At 62.0% G+C, this 22,771-nt stretch carries 16 protein-coding genes; 5 read left to right on the top strand and 11 right to left on the bottom strand.

Features of this window, described 5'->3' with window-relative positions; translation table 11 throughout:
• Window positions 1-150: 150 nt before the first annotated feature.
• The 7 genes from ACSQ3L_RS14210 to ACSQ3L_RS14180 form a co-directional block, all read right to left on the bottom strand.
• Window positions 151-1,611, bottom strand: a complete 1,461-nt coding sequence (locus tag ACSQ3L_RS14210; protein ID WP_436160520.1) for a hypothetical protein — start codon at window positions 1,609-1,611, stop codon at window positions 151-153.
• 1,402 nt (window positions 1,612-3,013) lie between these two features.
• The gene (gene minE / locus ACSQ3L_RS14205) at window positions 3,014-3,286 is read right to left on the bottom strand and encodes a cell division topological specificity factor MinE (RefSeq protein ID WP_023813379.1); all 273 of its coding nucleotides are present in this window, start codon (window positions 3,284-3,286) and stop codon (window positions 3,014-3,016) included.
• A complete protein-coding gene (minD, locus tag ACSQ3L_RS14200; protein WP_436160519.1) occupies window positions 3,283-4,098 on the bottom strand; it encodes a septum site-determining protein MinD in 816 nt (271 codons plus the stop codon). Before minD ends, minE begins: the two co-directional genes overlap by 4 nt.
• Before the next feature lie 64 nt (window positions 4,099-4,162).
• A complete protein-coding gene (gene minC / locus ACSQ3L_RS14195) occupies window positions 4,163-4,972 on the bottom strand; it encodes a septum site-determining protein MinC (RefSeq protein WP_436160518.1) in 810 nt (269 codons plus the stop codon).
• A gap of 245 nt (window positions 4,973-5,217) precedes the next feature.
• Window positions 5,218-7,074 (bottom strand): hypothetical protein, encoded by a 1,857-nt coding sequence (locus ACSQ3L_RS14190; protein ID WP_436160517.1) that lies wholly within the window; start codon window positions 7,072-7,074, stop codon window positions 5,218-5,220.
• Window positions 7,064-9,550 carry a sensor histidine kinase gene (locus tag ACSQ3L_RS14185; RefSeq protein WP_436160516.1) on the bottom strand — a complete coding sequence of 829 codons (2,487 nt, stop codon included), beginning with the start codon at window positions 9,548-9,550 and terminating at the stop codon, window positions 7,064-7,066. The genes ACSQ3L_RS14190 and ACSQ3L_RS14185 overlap by 11 nt, the downstream gene beginning before the upstream one ends.
• 5 nt (window positions 9,551-9,555) lie before the next feature.
• Window positions 9,556-10,941, bottom strand: a complete 1,386-nt coding sequence (locus ACSQ3L_RS14180) for a hypothetical protein (RefSeq protein WP_436160515.1) — start codon at window positions 10,939-10,941, stop codon at window positions 9,556-9,558.
• 388 nt (window positions 10,942-11,329) lie between these two features.
• Here ACSQ3L_RS14180 and ACSQ3L_RS14175 point away from each other — a divergent pair, with 388 nt between their 5' ends.
• Window positions 11,330-11,863, top strand: a complete 534-nt coding sequence (locus tag ACSQ3L_RS14175) for a FecR domain-containing protein (RefSeq protein WP_436160514.1) — start codon at window positions 11,330-11,332, stop codon at window positions 11,861-11,863.
• Between the two features lie 7 nt (window positions 11,864-11,870).
• A complete protein-coding gene (locus ACSQ3L_RS14170; protein ID WP_436160513.1) occupies window positions 11,871-13,736 on the top strand; it encodes a CHASE2 domain-containing protein in 1,866 nt (621 codons plus the stop codon).
• 616 nt (window positions 13,737-14,352) lie between these two features.
• Here ACSQ3L_RS14170 and ACSQ3L_RS14165 read toward each other — a convergent pair.
• Window positions 14,353-14,694 (bottom strand): DUF2934 domain-containing protein, encoded by a 342-nt coding sequence (locus ACSQ3L_RS14165; protein ID WP_436160512.1) that lies wholly within the window; start codon window positions 14,692-14,694, stop codon window positions 14,353-14,355.
• 91 nt (window positions 14,695-14,785) lie between these two features.
• Entirely contained in the window at window positions 14,786-15,382 is a 597-nt protein-coding gene (locus ACSQ3L_RS14160; RefSeq protein WP_436160511.1) for a BA14K family protein, read from the bottom strand.
• Window positions 15,383-15,644: 262 nt separating this feature from the next.
• Between ACSQ3L_RS14160 and ACSQ3L_RS14155 the strand changes: the two genes are divergently transcribed.
• The 3 genes from ACSQ3L_RS14155 to ACSQ3L_RS14145 are packed head-to-tail and all read left to right on the top strand — an operon-like array spanning window position 15,645 to window position 20,880.
• Window positions 15,645-19,751 (top strand): Pls/PosA family non-ribosomal peptide synthetase, encoded by a 4,107-nt coding sequence (locus tag ACSQ3L_RS14155; protein ID WP_436160510.1) that lies wholly within the window; start codon window positions 15,645-15,647, stop codon window positions 19,749-19,751.
• A complete protein-coding gene (locus ACSQ3L_RS14150; RefSeq protein ID WP_436160509.1) occupies window positions 19,748-20,233 on the top strand; it encodes a GNAT family N-acetyltransferase in 486 nt (161 codons plus the stop codon). The genes ACSQ3L_RS14155 and ACSQ3L_RS14150 overlap by 4 nt, the downstream gene beginning before the upstream one ends.
• A gap of 47 nt (window positions 20,234-20,280) precedes the next feature.
• The gene (locus tag ACSQ3L_RS14145; RefSeq protein WP_436163439.1) at window positions 20,281-20,880 is read left to right on the top strand and encodes a 4'-phosphopantetheinyl transferase family protein; all 600 of its coding nucleotides are present in this window, start codon (window positions 20,281-20,283) and stop codon (window positions 20,878-20,880) included.
• 103 nt (window positions 20,881-20,983) lie between these two features.
• Here ACSQ3L_RS14145 and ACSQ3L_RS14140 read toward each other — a convergent pair whose 3' ends face one another.
• Window positions 20,984-21,292, bottom strand: a complete 309-nt coding sequence (locus ACSQ3L_RS14140; protein WP_436160508.1) for a hypothetical protein — start codon at window positions 21,290-21,292, stop codon at window positions 20,984-20,986.
• A gap of 266 nt (window positions 21,293-21,558) precedes the next feature.
• A complete protein-coding gene (locus ACSQ3L_RS14135) occupies window positions 21,559-22,554 on the bottom strand; it encodes a helix-turn-helix domain-containing protein (protein ID WP_436160507.1) in 996 nt (331 codons plus the stop codon).
• Between the last annotated feature and the right edge of the window lie 217 nt (window positions 22,555-22,771).

Here is a 22,771-nt window from a genome sequence, read left to right as displayed (position 1 = left end):
TGTCGATCCGCCTGGCCGGCGCCCCATTGGGTTTACTCTCCGGGTGAGGTGCCGGCCTCCCATCGTGGCGCTGTCGTCATGGCCACTCCGTGCCAACTGGCGAAGCGTATGCGAAGCGACGTCGCGGACACGCTGGAATGACAACGCGAGCTACGAAGCGGCGCTGACATTCCTGCGGATGCGCCGCCTGCCCGTTGTCCGTGCTTTCTTCGTCATCACCCCGGCCATCTCGACCACGCCGTCTTCGCGCGGTCTACCGCTGGTGGCCTTGTGGAGCCGCTCGTAGGGCAGCAATTCCTTGATCCGGGCATTGAGTGACGCGATTTCGGCTTTGAGGTCCTCGCACTCCTGCCTCTGCACGTCGAACTGTATCTGTTCGGATGCCTGTTGCAGCGTAAGCTGTGAAAGATTGGCGTTCACCTTCGAAAGGCTCATCTTGTCGTTGTCGTTCTCCTGGGCGAGCGCGGACAATCTTTCATCGGCGATTTTCTTTTCGGCCAGGGCATCGTTCAATTCACTCTTGAGCCTGGCGATCTCGCCGGTGGCTTCGCTGTTCTCGGTCGACGTTTGCTCCAGTCGCGATTGCAGGGTCTGGATCTCCGAGCCCAACCCACGCATTTCCGCCTGGCCGCGCGCCAGCTCGGCTTCCTTGTCGCCTTCCATCATACGGGCCGCTTCGGTTGTTTCCGACAGCTTCGCCTGTGCGGCCTCGAGCGCCTTCTGGAGCCGCATCTCCTCCTTCTCGCTCTTGCCGAGCGCGGCCAGCAGCTCCGCGAGCCGCGCTGCTTCGCTGGCATGGATCGTCGAGAGCTCGTCGAGCCTGTGGCGCGCCTGCGATTCCCGCTTCAGCGCCTTGTCGAGCTCGATCGACAGGCTGACATGCTTTTCCCGCAGCATCTTGCTCTCGCGCAAGCGCCTGTTGGCCTCGACCGTCCTGGCGGTCAGCCGCTTGGCGATGTCGCCGAACTCCGCCTCGCGTTTTGCGCTCGCATTGGCTGTCTCGACAAGTTCCAGCCTTGTCGCGGCAAGTGCCGCACGAAGCGCATCCCTGTCCTGAACCAGGCTTGTCTCGCGCTGTTGCATCGCTTCGAAAGCGCCATCACGCTCGCGCAGCTTTTTCACCGCGTCGTGCAGCTTTTCCGACAGCGTCCTTTGTTCGGCGGCCAGGCCGGCATTTGCAACCTCCAGCTCGTTGGCGCGAAGGATGTCGTTGTGCAGGATGTTGAGGAATTCGCGCGTCAGATGGTGCGAGGTGCCGATCTCCGACAGCTTGTCGTTGATCTCATCCAGATAATCCCTGGCGTCATGGAAGAGCCCCTCAAAGGCGCTCAATGCAGCCAGTCGGGTCTGGGTATGGGCGGTCAGGCGTGGCGCGGCTTCGGAGCTGTCCGTATCGCCCGCACTGTCCGCGTTCTCAGCACTATCGCCATCTGCCGCATCGGCTGGCTCGTCATGAGGTCCCGCCGCGAATTCCGGGACATCGTCGCTCTCGGGCGGCACCAGCTCTTCGGCGTCTAGACTTGCATCCAGCGCGTCCGCCAAATCGGTCTGCAGGTCCTGAATTGCTTTATCTACGTCTTCAGCACGCTTGATCAGGCCTCTGAAGTTCATGGCCGAACTCCCCTTACGCATACCTCACAAGGAACTTAACAAATTGCTAATATATCCTTACATCCGCTGATGGCGCAGGGGAAGCCCCCGTTGGCGGGAAGGTAAGTTTGGGACATTTGGGGGTTGGACGGCGCGAGGTAACCGATGCCGCGGCCTGGTTCCTCGCCCCCGCAAAGCGGGGGAGAGGTGGCTCGGGCGAAGCCCGAGACGGAGCGGGGGAATGGCTCGGCCTCAATGAATTCAGTGGGTACCCGCCAGCGTCGCGCTGCCCCCTCTCCGACCGCTTCGCGGCCACCTCTCCCCATTTCATGGGGCGAGGAACCCAAAATTTCATGGGGCGAGGAACCCAAATCTTGCAGCGCCGCGCTGACCCCCACCCCGCTGCTTCGCAGCGACTTGCCGGGGCGAGCCACGGGTCTCGCCCGTCCTTCGGACCCCCACAAGGGGGAGGGTGAAGACGCGCCCTGCCCGCCGGCGGATAGCGCTCTCATGGAGATGCGCAAAAAATGGGCGCCCTACCTCCCCCTTGTGGGGGTGAGCTGCCGGTTCGCGAAGCGAATTCATCGTGCCGGTGGCACGATGAAAGGCGGCGAACGCCGGGACGCTGCGCAGCAGCGGGGACCCGGCAGACGAGACCGCAGGTCCGGGTGGGGGTACTGGCGCTGGCCTTGCAGAACCTGGGTTCCTCGCCCCCGCAAAGCGGGGGAATGGCTCGGCCTCAATGAATGAGGGTACCCACCAGCGTCGCGCTGCCCCCTCTCCGCCTCGCTACGCGAGGCACCTCTCCCCATTTCATGGGGCGAGGAACCCAAATCTTGCAGCGCCGCGCCGACCCCACCCCGATCCGCTTTGCGGATCGACTTGCCGGGGCGAGCCACGGGTCTCGCCCGTCCTTCGGACCCCCACAAGGGGGAGGGTGAAGACGCGCCCTACCCGCCAGCGGATAGCGCTCTTCTGGAGATGCGGAATGGAACTGCGCCAAAAACTGGGCGCCCTACCTCCCCCTTGTGGGGGTGAGCTGCCGGTTCGCGAAGCGAATTCATCGTGCCGGTGGCACGATGAAAGGCGGCGAACGCCGGGACGCTGCGCAGCAGCGGGGACCCGGCAGACGAGACCGCAGGTCCGGGTGGGGGTGCTGGCGCTGGCCTTGCAGGACCTGGGTTCCTCACCCCCGCAAAGCGGGGGAGAGGTGGCTCGGCGAAGCCGAGACGGAGCGGGGGAATGGCTCGGCCTCAATGAATTCAGTGGGAACCCACCAGCGTCGCGCTGCCCCCTCTCCGCCTCGCTACGCGAGGCACCTCTCCCCATTTCATGGGGCGAGGAACCCAGGTCTTGCAGCGCCGCGCCGACCCCCACCCCGCTGCTTCGCAGCGACCCTCCCCACAAGGGGGAGGGTAAAAAGTCACCCCGCCATGGCCATCGGCACGGCGCTCTTGTTGGGGATCTGGATGTCGATTTCCAGCGTCGACATGGTCTCGCCGCGATCCATCGAGACCTGCAGATAATCCTGGTCGATCTGCACATGCTTGGCGATGACGGCCATGATCTCCTCGCGCAGGATGGAGACGAGGTCGGGCTGGCTGCGGTTGCGGCGCTCATAGGCGAGCAGCACTTGCAGCCGCTCGCGCGCCACCGGCGCGCTGGAGCGCCGCTTGAAGATGTCGAGCAGGTTCATGCCGCCCTCCTTCCCAAAAGACGATCGAGAAAGCCCTTGCGCTCGAAGGGCACGATAACAGGCAATTCCTCGCCCTCCAGCCGCCTGGCGGCGTCGATATAGGCGCGTGCCGCAGAATTGAGCGGCTCCGACAGCGTCACCGGCGAACCGAGGTTGGACGCCCTCAGCACGTCCTGGCTTTCCGGAATGATGCCGAGCAGCGGCACCGACAGGATTTCCAGCACGTCGTCGATGGACAGCATCTCGCCGCGCGACGCGCGGGCGGCATCGTAGCGCGTCACCAGCACATGCTTGGCGATCTGCTCGCCCTGCTCGGCACGCAAAGTGCGGGCATCGAGCAGGCCGATGATGCGGTCGGAATCGCGCACCGACGACACTTCCGGATTGGTGACGATGACCGCCTCGTCGGCAAAGCGCATGGCGAGCTGCGCGCCGCGCTCGATGCCGGCCGGGCTGTCGCAGAACACGTAGTCGAACACCGAGCGCAGCTTGTCGATGACTTCGCCGACGCCGTCCTCGGTCAGCGCATCCTTGTCGCGCGTCTGCGAGGCCGGCAGCAGGAACAGCGTCTCGACGCGCTTGTCGCGGATCAGCGCCTGCGACAGCTTGGCCTGGCCCTGGATGACGTTGACGAGGTCGAACACCACGCGCCGCTCGGCGCCCATGATCAGGTCGAGGTTGCGCAGGCCGACGTCGAAATCGACAAGCGCCACCTTCTTGCCGGTCTTGGCGACCGCGGCCCCCAGGGCCGCCGTCGAGGTCGTCTTGCCGACGCCCCCCTTGCCCGAGGTGACCACCACTACCTTGCCCATGAAAAGCCTCCGTTGTTGTTGGTTTGTTGTGTTGGTCGCGGCCATTGCCGGCCGCAACGAATGTTCAGCTCAGCGTCGAAACCCGCAGCGCGTCGCCGTCGAGAAACGCCTGCACCGGCTTGCCGCGCGAAACGCCTTCCATCTCCTCGGCGGTGACGTACCAGCCATCGACCGCCAGCAGTTCAGCCTCGTTCTTGCGGCAGAAGATGCGCGCGCCTCTGTTGCCCAGCGCACCCGCCGAAGCGCGCCCGCGCAGCGTGCCATAGACATGGATCGAGCCCGCCGCGATGATCTCCGAGCCGGACGCGACCGAGCCGAGCACGATGACATCGCCATGCGGATGCACGATCGCCTGGCCCGAGCGGATCGGCGCCTTGATCATCAGCGTGCCCGAAGCCTCCTGCGCAACCTGCGGCTCGCTATCGCCCGCCTTGCTTGCGTCAACCTTGCCGCCCTTGTCCGGGCCGACTTCAGGCGCCCTGCCCTCGGCCTTGCCCTCTGATGTGCCGGAAACATTCTCTCGCACCTTGCTGCCGGGCAGCAACCCATCCGTCGTCGCCTCCTTGGCGCCGACCAGCACCGGCGGCAGGTTGGGCTCGAGTGCGGTGTGGCCGTCGAGCTCGATGGCGTAGATGCGGATGCCGCGATGGCCAAGCACGCCGACCAGCGATTCGATCGCGGCGACATCGGGCTTCAAGGTGTTGAGATCAAGCACCACCGGCCGCCCGGAAAAATAGCCCGGCGAGTTGCCGATCCAGTGGTCCAACCCCTCCAACCAGGCCGCCAAAGGATCTTCCGGAGTCAATGTGAAAGCGACGAAAGAGCGGGCGCGAAAGCGGATGGATTTGGCCTCGAGGGGGGCGGCAAAGGTCACGGCTGGCGAATCCTTACTGAGAGGTAAACGCTAGCGAGGGAATGGTTAACGAATGGTTAATGAGAGGGGTGTGGAGGGAGGCAGTACTGACACGCTCGAAGCGGTTGCATTTCTCTCGGCGCGTTCAGCGGCGCGTGGACGCCTCAATGTCGGCGCCCATTGTATGCACGCCATCGTTGCGATGGCGGAGGCGCCAATCCGTGTTCGCAACAGAATAAAGGGAATAACCCTCAATTTTTGACTATTCAGGCCCTCGAGTAATCGTGCTCATAAGCATCCCTTGCTAGGAAGCGGCTGTACGCTGTGAGCAGTGACGCCGCGAGAGGATCGCGAATACGACCACACCTTCGGATGGGATATGCGAAGCCGCCACTGTCGTAGGATCCGTATTTAGCAAATGCCTTCTTGGGCGACCCCCGTGGGATGACGGCCGCCGCCAACAACGTTGCGACTGCATCTTTGTGAGCAGTACGAGCATCCTCAATCTGCTTGGTCACCTTGGAAAAATGGCTCCTCAGCTTCCCATCTCGATTTTCCCAGGCCTTGCTGGGAAGGCTAAGGGCTGGATCTGATGCGGCACCCAATTGGCAGCGACCATCTTTATTTAGAACAGCGAGGTCGAGAACATGTAAATTGGCGGGCGTGGCGTCAGCCAACTGGACCACGGCCGATTGTGCACCATCATGATCGTAGTGATCCAACGAAAAACTCAAACCGTCCTTTGGGGCTGTCTCGCCCAAAGGCCGTCTCCGAAGGGGCGCCAAAACAGCCACTTTGAAATTGTCTTCGCGAACACGTTCCCCGTTACTGCGAACCATGAGATCACATGGCTGGGCGATGAGTACCCAGAGTTTTAGGCCTTCACCTTCGCCAACCTCAAAGATGTCACCGTTGCGAAGAGGGTCATTGTACCCGTTGATCAGTTGTTCGCTCTCGTAGAGTTCTTCCCAACGCAGCTTGTGGAGACGCTCTTGGGCGGTCGCCGAAAGTTCTCTACCAATGTCGGCGATTTCCTTAACCGTGCGAGCGGCTAGCGAAAAATCGCCTACAGCGGCGTGTTGAAGGATGTGAGCCTTGACCTGATCTTTCTGAATAATCCCGTAGAGCCGTATGAGGGTATCCAACTCTGAGACACCTTCGACCTCCGAGGATTTGACTATCATATGCTCGAAGTCGATGGGGTCTAGGTCGGAAAAGCGTTCAAGCGCGTCTTTAAGCGCCGCCCCGAAGGCCGAGGATGCCAAGCCCTTCATTGTCTCGCAGTAGGTATTTATGAGGGTTCGGTAGACAGCCGCGTAGAATGCCGGCGCATCGTCAAGGTTGGCCTTGGCGATTGGCATGAAGAAACGGAGATCAATCTTCTCCTCCTTTTCCAATCGTCGCCATGAGGCCACTTCGTCGCCCTTGTCGACCGTGTGGGTGAGCATCCCGCAAAACCACCGTGTACCAAAACCTGCCTTCTCCTTCTCGGCCATGTCCCTGATAATGTCGGAGCCCTTAGCGAAGCCAAGATTCGCGTCATCAACTTCCAGTTCCTGATCGAAGAGAAACAGCGTCCGACGGTCCTCAGAGCACTCGGCGATCAGTTCGGCTCGTCGGTCATGCCAAGCGTGAGGCGTTAGCAAATGCGCCATTGTGGTTTCGGGAAGCAAGGTTTGTAGACGTCCCAGTGCTTCGCGCTCGGCTGAATCCTCAGTCTGTGCCGCCAGCACATCGCGAAGAGCCGTTAGTCCTTCGGTATCGAGTTCCCCCAAGCGAGCACCAACCTGCTCTTGCAAGGCTTCGTTGTCGAGCGCCAACTCGACACCGGGAAAGAACCGAGCTAGTGCGTCACTGGCTGTGGGCTTTCCTGCCAAGACCTTAACGATGGCCCCGACGTCGGTCTGAACCTCAGCCTTATCATCGACGAAAACTATCTTGACGATGTTCAATCGGTGGAAGAGCTGAGCAAGTCTTGCACTGTTTTCATCCGGAGAGGTCTCGTCGGGTTCGACGGCAGCCGCGTTGACGCCAAGGTCGGGCGCAGCAGCCTGTTCGACAGGCTCCGTAATAGCCGCCGGCTGTGCGGCGTCCGATTTCGGGGGTTTGGGCCTACTCGCCATCGACGATTCCTGACAGATCAAGTTCAAAAATGTATCTGCGGTTGTGTGCATTGCGCTCACTAAGGAGCGATATAGTGCAGCCCAGCGACTCCAATATCTGAGCACTAATAAATAGCCCAAGCCCTCGTCCTTCTTCTTTAGGCTTCAATGTGATGAAGGGCTCGAAAAGCGCATCTTCAACCGCCGGATCGACGCCGCCCGCATTGTCCCAAATTCGTAAGCGAGGGGAAGCGTAAGAGATGATCAGTTTTGGTTTAAATTCCCTATCCCGTGATTGAGTCTGCTTGAGCCAATATTCCGAGTTCAAGAGAATATTGTCGACGACTTGTGTCAAGCGCCCTCTGTTGGTTTTCACTGAAAAGTCGACACTATCCGATTGAGTCTCTGTTCGGATGTTCTTATCCGCCCATCGATCCCTGAAGTGTTCGGCGATCTCTTCGACGAGCTTCGATATTTTGAAGGTCTCTATCTTGTCTCGCTGATAGCGTAGGGACGGTGAGAGGTGGCCGATCTGTCTGCGAAGCGCAGACGCTGCAGAGGTGACTTCCTGACCAAGCACTAGAAGGTCTAAATTCTGAGGCACCGTCTTTCGCGCCCGCGCAACTGCGCTGGACGCCTTTTGCATCAGGCGGTCCGTCTGGTTTTGAACCTCGTGCGAGAGCGCTTCCGCGAGCAGTCCAAGACCTGCAAGCTCTGAGAAATCTCGAAGCTGGTCGGTCAAGACGTCCAGCCTCGGCGATAGACCGGCCACGATATCTGCGAGTTCCTTAGCCTCCGCCGCATATCTGCTGAGTTCGTTGAATAGAGCCTGCGACGCTTCGAGTGCTTGATTCGCCTCGTTAAGCAATTCGGCCAGCTGTCGCTCCGCGGCACTCGACAAGATAGGCGTCTGCTGAATTCCAGCGGTGACAGTGGTGATCTTTTTCTGTGCAGCGGTGGTGCTGGCCTCAAGTGACTTCGCAGCTTGGCTGTAAGTCGCCAAGCGGCGCGCAACGCCTTCGGCATCCATTATCGCCTTACGGCTCCCTTCGAAGGGCTTCGATCGGTTAGGAAGGTCGGCCTTATATGTGTTAAAGTTGCGCCTGGTCCATTCGTAGAAACTACCGATTGTCTCGGCGGCATGGATCATGAGGCGCCGGAAATTTTGGGAATACGGGTTAGAGACAAAGCCCTCTCGATCGGTCTTTTCCTTAAGATTCCCGTTTGCGGCTTCGCTGATTGAGACGAAGCCGATAACATTCTGCGGTCGCAACCCGTAGTACGATGTCGCGCTGGTCTGCTGAGCGCTTAGCCGCAGCCAGTCTTCCCCATTCAACCCATAAGGCTTGATAGCGAAGCCATCGCGAAACACTTTAATGCCCGCGTGAAGTTGAACGATCTCTTTGACTTCCGTAATGTTAGCCAACCCGCCGAGCTTGGCTCCCACCTCGTCACCACGCAGCAGAAACTCATCGATTTCCGCGTGGAATGGTCCGGGGTCGGCGATGATCACGGGGGAGCCGGCTGCACCTGGCATAGTCTCGATGTTGCCAAGCGCCGACAGCGGAACTCGGTATTTGAACTCAATGAAGTAGTTCGGATCTTCGCTGTATTTGAACTCCACGGCCGATTTCCGACCCCTCAGGTAGTCGAAAAAGGCTTTCCCATTATCCCGGGCTAAGAGTTGCTCGAACGAGTCTATGTCCTGATTGCCTCGGAGTTTGACGAGCCGAAATTTGCCGGCGAGATCCAATTGGCAGTCGGCATAGTCAACAACGAACTTTCCGACCGCAGCGCCGCGGACCCTTGCAGAGACCTGACCCAAGTCGATAGGCCGCCCGTCGATCCGAAGAGTCACCAAGAAAGGGCGAGCTTCCACAAATGGTGATATGATTTGCGATAGATCAGCTATTAGCTTCTCCACCCCGGTTCCGCGCCAAACGTCCGCATTTCGTAGGCCGGAGATGGCGAGCACAGTGCCCTTCTTCCGGCTCTGCTTGCCTGCCGTTTCGATCGAAACCGGAACCTCGCTGAGGCTCTTGTCGTCAGTGAAAGCGTTCCACGCAAAGGCGACGTGAAGAGTGTCGGGGTGGCCATCCTTGCGGGTATAGAGTTCGAGATTCTGGCCCAGCTTCTGGGTACTCAGACGCCCCAATCCCTTGTCACCTAGCGGTGTTCGGCCCTTCGGGGTGGTAAGGCCAGCGGCTTTCATAACCCGCTTTCCTGAGAGCGATATCATTAACCAGCCACGTTCAATATCGGTTTGGTCCATCCCCATGCCATCGTCATCGATGGTTATATAGCCAACTGCACCGGGAAATTTGCTCTCTGCACCGGGGGGCGGATCGACCGTGTTGACAACCACATGAGCGTAATCGGCGTCTGCATCGTAGGCGTTTTTGACCAACTCAACGATCGCAGTTACTTCGTCGGAGACCAACTCGTCGCCGAGTTGCCGGACGACGGCGGCGCTGATGTCGAAATGCGGACCGGCCATGCTGGCTACGCCTCGCACTTCCGGACTAGAAGGATTTTCTCTTCTCTCATCGTCGCCGAGCTAGCGTTCCGATCCGGCATTCGCTTGTGATGGATGCGCCGAGTCAGCGTGGTGACCACCTTACAGTTTAGCCCCTCGACCAAGTCGCTGAGCACCAAGTCGGTAGGGACTTGCTGGCCGGCAATGTTCCGGTTGCCGACCGTCCAGATCATGTAGCTGTTAGACTTCATCACGCCAGTGATGCTGTCGAGGCTCGCTCCGAAATCTCGGTAAAAGCGGAGTAGTCGACTCCGCCCGTCCTCAGGCTTGGCTGGCAGTCCATCGGCGAAGCGTTTCAACCGAGGCGAGGCCTCAAGCAGCGCGTCTTCGGTCCAAACGCTGTCACTTGAAACGCCTCCAAGGCTGCGACGGTCGATCTCCTGGGTAGTTCGAAGGGCCGCACTATCCGCTGCGGGATCAATATCCTTGAAGTCGATCCAGTGCAGCGGGAGATAGGAATGCTGTCCATAGGTGACAGTTGTAAGATTGTCGCCATAAGGCGGTGACGTCATGAGTAGGTCGAAAGGAGCTGCATCGCCCCAGTAATCGAGAGCTTTCCGTGTGTCTCCAATGCGCACGTCAGTCTCGGCGACATACTTGCTCGATTTGATCTGCTTCGCCTCAGTAAGCCTCCGTCGGAACGTCGAGAAGCTCGCAGCATTTTCTCGCGCCAGGTCGCGGAAAACAGTTATCGGCGAAAGCTTCCGCTTTGCGGTCTCAGCTGCCGGTCGGGCGTGAAGCTTGTATGTGGACGTCCGATCGTTACTCGTCAATCTGATGGTTTCGGCCAGAGTAACCCATAGGAAGCGCCTCACCCAGAGGCTCTCACACTTGCGGATCGCCCGCCGCAATCTGGACAAGTCAATGGAAACATCAGCCTGAAACCATTTTTCGCGGTTAGGCATCGATGTCTCGATGGTCTCACGACGATCAGCCTCAGCCTTCTTCGCGACAACATCGCCGATCGCCCCAATGGTGAACTCCACTGATCGCGCTGTTCGCACTCGACTGATAAGGACGGCAAGAGGATTGATGTCGTTGCCGTATGTATTCAGACCAAAGTGCATACCACTTACGAGCGATGTGCCAGATCCGAGGAACGGATCATAGACCGACTGGATGTCAGGACGCGCCTCTAGAACTGCGCCCAGCAGTCGGCGCTGGACAATCGGGACCATCATAGCAGGATACTGGAAGATGCAATGGACGCTATCGCTTCGGTCCCGCTCTTTCGAGGACCAAAAGTCAGGGTCTGCGCCTTTGGTATTGAGTAGCTCTAGAAGTTGCGCATCAACTTCTAGCGGCGTTCGGAGAGATTGTCGGCCAGGATCGCGTCGCGCAATCAGATTCATTAAGCGCTCGTCCTAAGCCGGCGGGGTATTCTGAAGTGGTCGTAAGATGAGCCTAGAACTCGGGATAGCCTTGCCGAAGCCCCACTCTCCGGTCAGTATCAGGTATCATAGGCTCAGTTGATGATTCCGTAAAGCTGCCATCGCAGGGCAGAGCCCCGACCCCTCCAGCACCTCGACCGTGTCATGTAAAACGCCTGCGCCTGATAGTCGTCGACATTTGCATCGCGGCCTTGCTTGGCGTCGGAGCGGGTTGTCGTGCTAGGATCGCCGGTCGGCACCCTGCTGCCCCAGCGCAACACGGCGGCAAATGCCGGTTCGCACGCACGCTGCCAGGCTGGCGGCGCAAGATTTTCCTGGCCGCAGACTTCGCAGGAGCAAGGGAATGTCGATGAGCGCAAGGGACCGATTTTTCCGCAGCCTGATGATGGCTGGCCTGTTTGCCGGTGTGTTCTGGGTGGATGCCGCCCTGGCGCAGGGCGCAGGCTGTACGTTCGCGCCGGTGGCCGGCACGGCTCGACAGATTCTGAGATGTCGGCAAGGCCTTACCATCATTGTCGAAGGCGGCTCTCGTTTCACGCTGGTGGACCGCGATCGAAACGGCAAGGTCGATGCGGTCAGGTTGCGGCGCAAGGCGCTGCTGCTCGATGCTCCGGCCGGCTCGGTCCCGGCTGGCTTCGCGGTTGTCACCCCGCAGGCGATCGCCGCGGCGCGCGGTACCAAATGGGCAGTCGACGTCGGCCAGGGCAAGACGTCTGTTTTCGTCCTCAGAGGTCACGTCGCCGTAAACCGGCCGGCGTCCAGTGCCGGCGTGGTGCTGGCGCCGGGCGACGGCGTCGACGTCGAGGCCGGAACAGGACCACTGACCGTCAAGCGATGGCCCGCCAAGCGCGTTTCCGCATTGCTGGCCCGTTTCGGCCAGTGAGCTTGCGGTGAGCAAGCGAGCGCTTCCGACGCTGATCGCGCTCATCCTGGCGGGTCTCTGGGGCGCCGGCCTGGGCTTCGCGCACTGGCGCGGCAATTTGTGGTTTCTCGATCGCGTCGAAGCAACGATGACCGATCTTCGAACGCTTGTGCGAGGACCAGCAAAGCCACCGGAGCTGATGACCATTGTCGCAATAGACGATGAAACGGTGCGGCGCGAGGGTACATATCCCCTCAGCCGCGCCACGCTTGCCCGACTTGTCGATACGATAGCGCGCCTTGGACCGAAAACCGTTGCGCTCGACCTGCTGCTGGTCGATCCCGGGGCAAAAGACAACGATGAGGCGCTCGCGCGGTCGCTGAGCGGGGGTGCAAGCGTCATCGCTGCCGCGGCGGTCTACCCCGGAGGTGAACAATGGACGGTGGGCGAAGGACCCATCGCCCGCGTACCGAATGCCGAACGGTTCCTGTGGCCCCTGAAAGCGTTCTCGGATGCCGCCGCTGTCGGCGTCGTGAACGTGGTCACCGACAAGACGGGAACGCCCCGCTTCGTGCCGTTGCTGTTTCGGGCCGGAGATCGGCTGGAAGCGTCTTTCCCCTTGCGGGTTGCCGCCGTGGCAGCGGGAGAGGATCCAGAAATCGCACCCGATCGTCTATCGCTGGGCGGACGCTCTATTCGGACGGACATTGGTCACATCCTGCCGCTGACATTCTATGGTCCCCGCGGCACGATCCGCACGATCAGCGCCGCGACGGTGCTGGACGGCCAACTCGATCCCGGCACCATCCGGGATCGAATTGTCGTGATCGGAGCGACGGCGACCGGCACCGGCGATGTTTTCCCGACACCGTTCGATCCCATACTGCCGGGCGTCGAAGTCATATCGACGGCGATTGCCCATCTGATGGCCGGCGACGCAATTGTGCGAGACCAGTCTGTTCGGCTTGCGGATGCCGGCTTTGCCGTGGTGCTGCCAATGGTTCTTGTCGGGCTGTTGGCATGGCGGCGAAACGCCGGCGGCCTCGCGGCGATCGCCGGCGTGATCCTGATCTGGTTCGTGGTCAACATGGCCGCTTTCTGGCACCACATCTGGCTGAGCGCCGCGCTGCCGATGACCGCCGCCGTTCCGCCGGCCATCTTGTTCGGAGCCGCGCAGCTTTGGCTGGGCAGGAGCCGGGCTCAATTTTTCGCTACGCAGAGCCAATTGCTTCAACGCGTTGAAGCCCCAGGCATGGGGGAGTGGCTGGCCAAGCATGGCGACTTTCTCTCGGACCCCGTCAGGGGAGACGCCGCCATCCTGTTCATCGACCTGTCCGGCTTCACGGGACTGAGTGAGACACTGGGACCGGTCGCCACACGCGAACTCCTGAACGGTTTTCATGCGTTGGTCGGCGAAGAAGTGACGAGCTGCGGTGGCGTCGTCACGAGTTTCATGGGTGACGGGGCCATGATCCTGTTCGGTCTGCCGGAACCAGCGGCAAATGACGCCTTCAATGCCGCCCGCTGTTGTGTGGGGCTCTCCAGCCGCACCAACGATTGGCTCGCCTCGTTGCCTGCATCGACCGCATCCCGGCTGGGCTTCAAGATTGGAGCCCACCACGGAACAATCGTCGCCTCCCGTCTCGGCGGCGAAGCCCGTCAGCACATCGCGGCCATAGGCGACACGGTCAACGTTGCCAGTCGCTTGATGGAGATCGCGGCCGACCAGAATGCCGAAGTCGCGGTGAGTGACAAAATGCTCGATGTCGCCGGCCGCGACTGCGCGTTGTTCAAATCCGGTACCCTGAAAGGACCCGTGGAAACACAAATCCGGGGACGATCCGGCTCGCTCGCAATCTGGCTTTGGCAGAGTGCACGGACGGCCAGGCCCTGATCGATGATGGCCGGCGCCCCAGGCCTCGAGACCCCCTCAATGCCGCTTGAAATACTGCACTTCCCTCTCATGGGCAAAAGCGCCGGCCAAAACGCAAAAACCCGCCTATGCGGCGGGTCACTGGCGCAAATCAGCACCATAGGGAAATATGTAGCATAGCTGCCGTCACCGAGTCAAGAAAAAATTCCTATCGACATGAAAACCCAACCGCACGAAGCTGCCCGCCGGACACATGCACTCCCGACTACGAAGGCCAGCGGCGCGATCGCGACTGGAGGCCGACATCCGAACGAAAGTAGCACCCAGATCCAGCTCGACGGAACATTAGCTAGAACTAATTGTTGATATGTGCGGCGGGTGGTGCCCTCCATCGCCTGCCGAAGATCGGCCGTCCGATCGGCCCGCGTCCTCCGCCAGAGGCGCGGGCTTTCGTGCCCAGGGGAAGACGCGGGCTTTCGCGCCCTGCGTAAGAGATGACCGACCAGCCCGTCGCAACCTGAGCGTTTTCGAGAAGCCGCATTGGCGGACCGTGCTCACGACCAGGGCCAAGGCTTTGGCCATGGCGAAAAAGATTTGCGCGAATAAAGCCGGTATTTTCCACCTTTCAGTTTCCGGATCATTTCGCTTGTCCCTCATCTGGGTTTCGCCGCCTCTTGAGGCTGCGCGCGGCTTGCTCGACCAAAGCGCGGTCGTTGCCCAGGCGGTCGATCAGTTCCTGCGCCTCGTCGCCCGATATGCCGGTGCGCACCGCCAGCGCCTCGACCTCCAGCACGTCGGAACTGGCGATCTCGCCGGTTTCCGGCACGGCATCATCCGCCGTCAGCGGCAGGGCTGACTCGCGGTCGATCTCGGCCTCGGCCTGGTACCAGTGCCGCTCGGGGTCGCCTTGCATGCGGCCTTCCCGTTCCCAGATCTGGTAGGCGCGCTCACGAATTCTGTCGTTCCGGTCGTGGCTCATGGTTAGTCCTCCTTTGGGATGAACGCCGCGCCAATGCGAACGCTCCAAAAAATCCGCGTGATCGGATCGCCATGGCTTCGGCGCGCGGGCTCTACTGGCATTGCCGCCTCGGACCGCCGGAGTATGGCTGGTAGGAGTTGTCTTCCGGGCGGTAGGAGCGGTAGCGGCTGAAGCAATAGTCGACATGGTCGGCGGAAAGCTCGGCGCCGCTGTCGTCGGCGGCATAGACACCCAGGCCAGCGCCGTTTTCGTCGCCATCGCCAGCAGCAGGCTGGGTAGGCTGATCGGCGGCTTCGGGATGGGGCGAGATGCAGGGGCGCAGCTGCCCGCTATAGGAGAGATAGCTGTTGTCGTCCGGATGGTAGGAGCGATAACGGCTGGCGCACCAGGCAAGATGCGAAGGCGACAGGTCGGGCGCGATGGCGCCGGTCACGACGGGATCGGGCGTCTCGCGCGGTTTGGCGGCAATATCGGGCGGCGCGGTCTGCCCGGCCGGCAGACGCTCAAGCCCCTGCCCTGCTTTGTTCACCGGGCGCGCTTTTTTGGTCCACAGCTCCGCCACGCTGACGGTGGCCGCTGCCTGGCGCGGCGACTTGGCGGCAAGCAGCCAGGCGGCGAAGCCCAGTCCGCTGGCGAAGACCGCAAGGGTCAGCACGAAGCCGCAGACCAGTCCCAACACCGCTTTCACGACACGCTCCTTGAGCTCCTGCTTATAGAATGCAGGGGCTCAAGGCTGGTTCCAGAAAAACGCGTGGGCGCACGCCCCGGCGCTGCCGCCGAGCGCCCCCGCAAGAGCCGACAAGCGGAGGGTCAAAAAGAGCGCCGAGACACAGTTCAGAAACAATATTCAACAGTTCGGAAAAACTGGCGAAAAGATCGGATGGCATAAGCATCCCGCAGCAATCGGAAAAATGGCCGTGCCGGGCAATGCCCGGCCTGGACGAGAAAGTATGGAAATGGATCACGGTGTCGACATCGCCGAACTGGACGCGGAACGATCGGGGCCGGAAAGCAGCCTGGCAAGCGTCGATGCGCTGGTAAAAACGGCCCCGGCAACAGTCACGCGCGGGCAAATCCTGACCGGCGCCGACTTTGCCCGGCAAGGCCTGCCCGGCGAGCGGCTCGATACGGTCTTCGAACAGCTCGCGCGGATGTTTGCAGCGCTGCCGGCGGTGATCTCCGACGGGCGTGTCTGGACGTATCGGGAGTTGGACAGGCGGGCCAACCAGTTCGCCCGCCTGCTGGTCAAGCGCGGCGTGCGGCCAGGCGACCGGGTCGGGCTCATTCTCGACCGCTCGGCGGAGACCTATGTTGCGCTTCTGGCGGTGATGAAGGCGGGCGCGGCCTTCGTGCCGCTCGCCACCGCGTTTCCCGAGGAGCGGATGGCGCTCATCATCGAAGACGCCGGCGTCAGCCTGATCGTCACCATCGCCGCCTACGCGTCGCGCGCCGATCAACTGCCGGTTCCGCATCTGCGGATCGACAGCGCCGACGCCGAAATCTCAGCACAATCCGACGCGCCGCTGAAGCCGCATGCGAAGACTTCGGACGACACCTGCTACATCCTCTACACCTCGGGCACGACAGGCCGGCCCAAGGGCGTCGTCATCAAGCACCAGAGTTTTGTCAACTTCATCCGCGTCGCCGCCGCCTCCTACGGCTACCGGCCGGGCGACCGTGTCTACCAGGGCATGACGATCGCCTTCGACTTTTCCTCCGAAGAGATCTGGGTGCCGTTCGTCGCCGGCGCGACGGTGGTGCCGGCGCCGGGCCAGATGCCGCTGGTGGGCGAGGAACTCGCCGATTTCCTGCGGCTCCACGACATCACCTGCATGGCCTGCAGTCCGACGCTGCTGTCGTCGATGACATCTGATGTGCCCAGCCTGCGCACGCTTCTGGTGGGCGGCGAGGCCTGCCCGCACAATCTGGTGGTGCGCTGGTCGAAACCGGGGCGGCGGATCCTCAACACCTATGGCCCGACCGAGGCGACCGTCACCGCGACCATGGGTACGCTGACGCCGGACAGTCCCGTCACCATCGGCGCGCCGCTGCCGACCTACTCGATCGTCATTCTCGACGCTTCTCTGCCGCAGCTCGCCGAGCCGGGCGAACTGGGCGAGATCGGCATTGCCGGCATCGGCCTCGCGGTCGGCTATCTCAACAGGCCGGACCTGACCGAACAGAAATTCATCGCCGATTTCGTCGGCCTGCCGAACAACCCGTCTGGGCGCATCTACCGGACGGGCGACCTTGGCCGGATCAACGACCGTGGCGAGATCGAATATGCCGGGCGCATCGACACCCAGGTGAAGATCCGCGGCTACCGCATCGAGCTCGGCGAGATCGAGGCGGTGCTGCTCGACCAGCCCGAGATCGCGCAGGCCGCAGTCACCACCTGGGAAATCGAGCCCGGCCGCGTCGAACTCGTCGCCTATTACGCGCCCAAGGCCGGCCTGCCGGCGATCTCGCGTGCGGAACTCGCCAAGACGATGAAGCGTCGCCTGCCCGATTACATGGTGCCCTCCTATCTGGAGGAGCTGCCGGCCATCCCGATGACGGTCTCCAACAAGGTGGATTTGCGCCAGCTGCCGAAACCGACAAGCGTGCGGCTCTCAGTCGATCGCGCCATGGTCGCGCCCGCCAATGACGACGAGCGTTTCCTGGCCGATGCACTGGCGACCGTGCTGAAATTCGACGAAGTGTCCGTCGAGGACAATTTCTTCGACGATCTCGGCGCCAACTCGCTGCTCATGGCGCATTTTTGCGCCCGCCTGCGCACCAGGAAGCAATGGGCGACGGCGTCGATGCGCGACATCTATCTCCACCCGACCGTGGCGCGGCTGGCGCAGCATCTCGGCGTGGCGGAAGAGATGACGACGGCCACCAATGAGCCTGTCCTCACCCGCCGGGCATCGAATTTCGCCTACTGGACCTGCGGCGCTGCACAGCTTCTGTTCTACGGCCTCTACAGCTATCTCGCCTTGTGGGCGGTCAATGACGGCCTCAACTGGATGTATGACGCGCTCGACGATCCGCTGCAGCTGTATCTGCGCTGCGTGGCGCTTTCGGCCGCGGTATTCTTCGGCATGTCGGGCTTTGCCGTCATCGCCAAATGGGTGCTCGTCGGCCGCTGGAAGGCGGAAGCGTTTCCCATCTGGGGCCTACGCTACTTCCGCTTCTGGATGGTCAAAACATTGATCCGCACCGCGCCCGTCGTGCTGTTCCGCGGCAGCCCGCTTTACAGCATCTACCTGCAGCTTCTGGGCACCAAGCTCGGCAAGAACGCCGTCATCGAATCCAAATCCGTGCCCGTCTGCACGGATCTGATCTCGATCGGCGCCAACACCATCCTGCGCAAGGAATCGATGATCCTCGGCTTCCGGGCGCAGTCCGGCTATATCCACACCGGACCGCTGACCATCGGCCGCGACGCCTTCGTCGGCGTCGGTTCCACGCTCGACATCGACACCAGGATCGGCGACGGCGCCCAGCTCGGCCATTCGTCCTCGCTGCATCGCGGGCAAAGCATCCCCGATGGCGAACGTTGGCATGGGTCGCCGGCCGTGCCGACCACCGCGGACTATTGCAAAGTGCGCAATGTCGATCCTTCCAACATCCGGCGCTTCCTGTTCGAGGCGATCCAGTTGATCGGGCTGTTTGCCATCGTCACCCCCTTGCCGCTGCTGTTCCACAGCTATTGGGAGAACGTCGGCGACGACTATCAGGAGACGATCGGCGTTGTCGCGATCGGCACCACGGTCACGCTGTTCGGCTACATCGCCACGGCCTTCCTGGCGGCCACGCTGGTGCCGCGCCTGACGAACCTGATCCTGAAGCCAGGCCGCACCTACACGCTTTACGGCTTCCGCTACTGGCTGCAGACCGTCGCCGAATTCTCGAGCAATTCCCGCGTGCTCGGTCTCCTGTTCGGCGACAGCTCGGCCATCGTGCACTATATCAGCGCCATCGGCTGGAACCTCAACAGAGTGGTGCAGACCGGTTCCAATTTCGGCAGCAATCAGCAGCACGAAAACCCGCTTCTGTGCGAGATCGGCACCGAGACCATGGTGTCGGACGGGCTGTTCATGATCAACATGCACAAATCCGCCTCCGCCTTCCGGCTCGAGCCGACGCGCATCGGCGAGCGCAACTATCTCGGCAACAACATCTACTATCCGCCGGATGGACGCACGGGCGACAATGTCCTGCTCGGCACCAAGGTGATGATCCCCATCGACGGGCCGTTGCGCGAGAATGTCGGGCTCCTGGGTTCGCCTGCCTTTGAAATCCCGCGCATGGTGAACCGCGACAAGGAGCTTATCGCCGGCATCGACGAGGCGGACCGGCGCCAGCGTATCCCGTTGAAGAACCGCCACAATCTGGTGACGATCCTTCTGTTCGTGGCAACGCAATGGGTCATGCTGTTCGCCACGCTGGCGATCTGGGACCGGGCGCTGAACTACTACACCGAATGGGCGGAGGTCGCGCTGTTCGTCGCCGTGCTCCTGACCTCGGCGATCACCATTCCGTTCTACATCTTCGTGGAACGGGCAAGCCTTGGTTTCGGCAGGCTGAAGCCGCAGATGACGACGATCTACGACGTCGCCTTCTGGCGCCACGAACGCCATTGGAAGCTGGCGGATTCGCCGATCGTGCGTCTGTTCGCCGGCACGCCGTTCCGGCCGATGATCCTGCGCCTGCTGGGCGTCAAGGTCGGCAAGAGGGTCTATGACGGCGGCAGCAATTTGACCGAACGCTCGCTGGTGGAGATCGGCGACGACGCCACCCTCAACGAAGGCTGCGTCATCCAGGCCCATTCGCTGGAAGAAGGCGCCTTCAAGTCCGACTTCATCCGCATCGGCAAGGGCTGCACGCTCGGGCCTTCCGCATTCGTCCATTACGGCGTCGTGATGGGCGAAGGATCGGTGGTCGATGTCGACTCCTTCGTGATGAAGGGCGAAGAGCTGGAGCCCAACTCGATCTGGCGGGGCAACCCGGCCAAGCTGCATCGCTTCGTCGAGCCGGTCACCGATGATGGCTCCCGGACTTCGGCTTGAAGAATGGCATCGGCTTGAAGACCGCGGGCATCCGTCTCGTTTCCGTGACTGAGGCCAACCGGACCCTGGTCACGGCCCTGGAGCTGGCGCCGGACCAGATGGATTTCGTCGCCAGCAATGCGGAGTCCCTCGACGAAGCCGAAACTGACGTGGATGCGCGGCCGCGCGTCGTGATGGCCGGCGATCGCGTCGTCGGTTTCCTGATGTACGAGGCGCCGCAGCGCGACGACGAGGCGCGCATCTACCGTTTCATGGTCGACCGCGCCTCTCAGGGCAAAGGCTACGGCAAGGCCGCGCTGCGTGAGGTGTTGGACGAGATCAAAGGTCTCGGCCACGTCAGGCACGTTTCGATCTGCTACGAACCGGAGAATGATGCGGCGCGAAACCTCTATCGCAGCGCCGGTTTCGTCGAAGAAGGGCTCGACGAGGACGGAGAAATGATCGCCGATCTCGCTTTGCCGGCACGGTCGCATGAGCCGTGACGCGGCCACCCGCAAGCCTGCGCGAGGAAACCGCCTTGGCCGAAGCGATGGCCGCCATTGCGCCAGTGGGTGTCCGCACCGGATGCCGGGTCATACGCGACGGCGATGACGCCCATCTGCTGCCCAATGAAGCGCATTCCATCCCTGCGCGTCAGCCTGCCATGCGGCGCGCCAGTGGCGCGGCGCGGTGGATCGCGCACCGATTGCTGGCCGAGCTTGGCGTCGACAACGTCGGCATCCTGCGCGCGCCGTCAGGCGCGCCGGTCTGGCCCGACGGGATCATTGGCTCGCTCGCTCACGACGACGACATGGCCGTGGCGGCGGTTGCGCCCGTCGGCCATATCAGCGCACTGGGCATCGACGTAGAGCCCGCGCAGCCTCTTCCAGGCGATATTTTAGCACTCGTGACAATTCCGGCGGACCGGACGGACGCAGCCGACCGGCATCTTGCCGGCCGCATCCTCTTTGCCGCCAAGGAAGCCGTCTACAAGGCCGTCTATCCGCTTGATCGCGAGGTACTGGGCTATGAGGACATCGCCGTCGACCTGAACGCAGGCCACGCGACGACGAAGACGGGCCGCAGGGCCAGCCTCGCCTACTGCGCCGCCCCGCGTGTCGTCGTGCTGGCGTTTGTCGAGGCGCGGTAGCGCCCCACTCGCCAACCACCTCTCGTTACCCCCTCACCTCGCATCCAGCCCGCGCAACCGCCAGTTCCCGGCCTCCGGCTGGATTGCCACAGCAAGAATTCGCCTACGGGCAGGTCTTCTTGCCGCAGACCGCGATGCAGATCGCCGGGTTCGAGCAGGTGTAGGTCTTCTTGGAATTGGTCCCGGATGAAGATCCGCTGCTGGAAGCGGCGAGCTGCCCGGAGGCGCCTTTTTTGGTCAGATCCAGCGCCTTCATGTCGGCGTTGTGCGCGCTTATCTTGCCGCATATTTCGCTGCCGCAAACCGCCTTGCAGATCGCCGGGTTCCAGCATTTGTAGGCCGCGAGGACCTGTGTCGGGAGAATGACGCAGAATATCGAGATGCCGAGAAATATTGCCTTCGCCGCACGCATTCTTGCCTCCAGAGGGCCAGCTATCCTGATGTCACGGAGGCCTGGCCGCTGCGCCCCCGCTGATGCCGATGCACCCGCCAGGGACAACATTTCAAGATTTATGCGGACCTGCCGCGCAAATGTGGCGGCAGGTGCAAGGAATGTGGCCGCACGTGCAAGATCGACATCGGCAGCCGCGCGCGAAAGCGCCGGACGGCACTTCACAAGCCCGCTGACCAGACACGGTTTCACGTTGATTTATCTGCGCTCCGGCGGATGCTGCCGCCCTATCGCAGCTCGCGGATCCAGTGCCACATGGTGTGGTTCCCGCCACGCCCGACCAGCAGCCCGCGCCCCTCCGCGGCAAGCGCTCGCATCTCGCGCGGCGTCATGTCGAAGGAGCGCCGGAAGGCGCGGACAAAACTCTTTCGGTGGCCGAAGCCGTAGCGATCGGCGATCCCGGCGATGCTTTCGTGCCGACGGCCTGGATCGACAAGTTCGGCGCGGCAGCGGCGCAGCCTTTCCTCCTGGATGTATCTGCAAAGCCCGCCATGGGGCTCGAAGAGATAATAAAGCTTGCGTAAGGAGATGCCGAAGATGGCGGCAATTGCACCGGCGCTGAGATCGTGGCCGAAGATATGCCTGTCGATATGGCGGCGGATTTCGCTGGTCAGCGCCATCTGTACGGAGCCAGCGCTTTCTTCCCCCACGGCCGAATTGATGGCGGCGGCGGCGAGTTCCAGGGTCGGCCTGATCACGGCCTCCGCGTCCTGGCGGCTGATGGCGGGCGCTGCCTCGTAGAGGCCGATGAGATGGCCGCGCAACAGCGCGGTCAAAGGGGCACTGCCCGCGATGACGCGCATATTGTGCTCGTCGGGCGCCCGCAAAAGCGGCGCCAGCAGACGGCGTGGTACGGTAAGATTGAGGCTGTCGAAATCGGAGGTCCCGGTCGACTGGGCCTGCGCCAGGTCGGCCACGATCAGATCGCCCGACGAAGCCTTTTCGTCGCATCCGCCGTCACGCCGTCCATGGCTTCCGCGCAGGCAGACCTGGAGCGTGATATGGTCGAGACCGTCGCGTCCGATGCGGGCGCGCGAGCGATCGAAACTCTGCGCGATGCATTTGTACGAGGTGAGAACGATCTCGCCGAAATGGAACGCATCCGCGTGGAACTGAAACCGGTCGTCGCCGGCGTTGCGCAGGCGCACATCATAGAGAAGGCCGATGCTTTCTTGCCAGAGCGCCACCGCTTCCCTGGGCACCAGGCCCCCCGTGTCGAGCACGCAACGCTGGATCCCGGTGGCCGCAAGCGGGCTCCGCGACACCATTTCTTGATTGCTGCCCCCAGCCGTCATCCGCCACGATCCTGAATCCGCGAACCGCTCAACATATGCATTTATGCCGAGGCGCGACAACAGCGAGCTTGCACGGCAATCACCGGTCTTCGGCGCCGGTCTTCGGAAAATCACAGAAATAACCGCGCCGGAATTGACAAGATCC

It is taken from the genome of Mesorhizobium sp. LjRoot246 (genome assembly GCF_964254115.1).
Classification (GTDB): Bacteria; Pseudomonadota; Alphaproteobacteria; order Rhizobiales; family Rhizobiaceae; genus Mesorhizobium.
The sequence above is the reverse complement of the archived record's forward strand: the minus strand, read 5'-3'. Positions and strand labels throughout refer to the sequence as shown.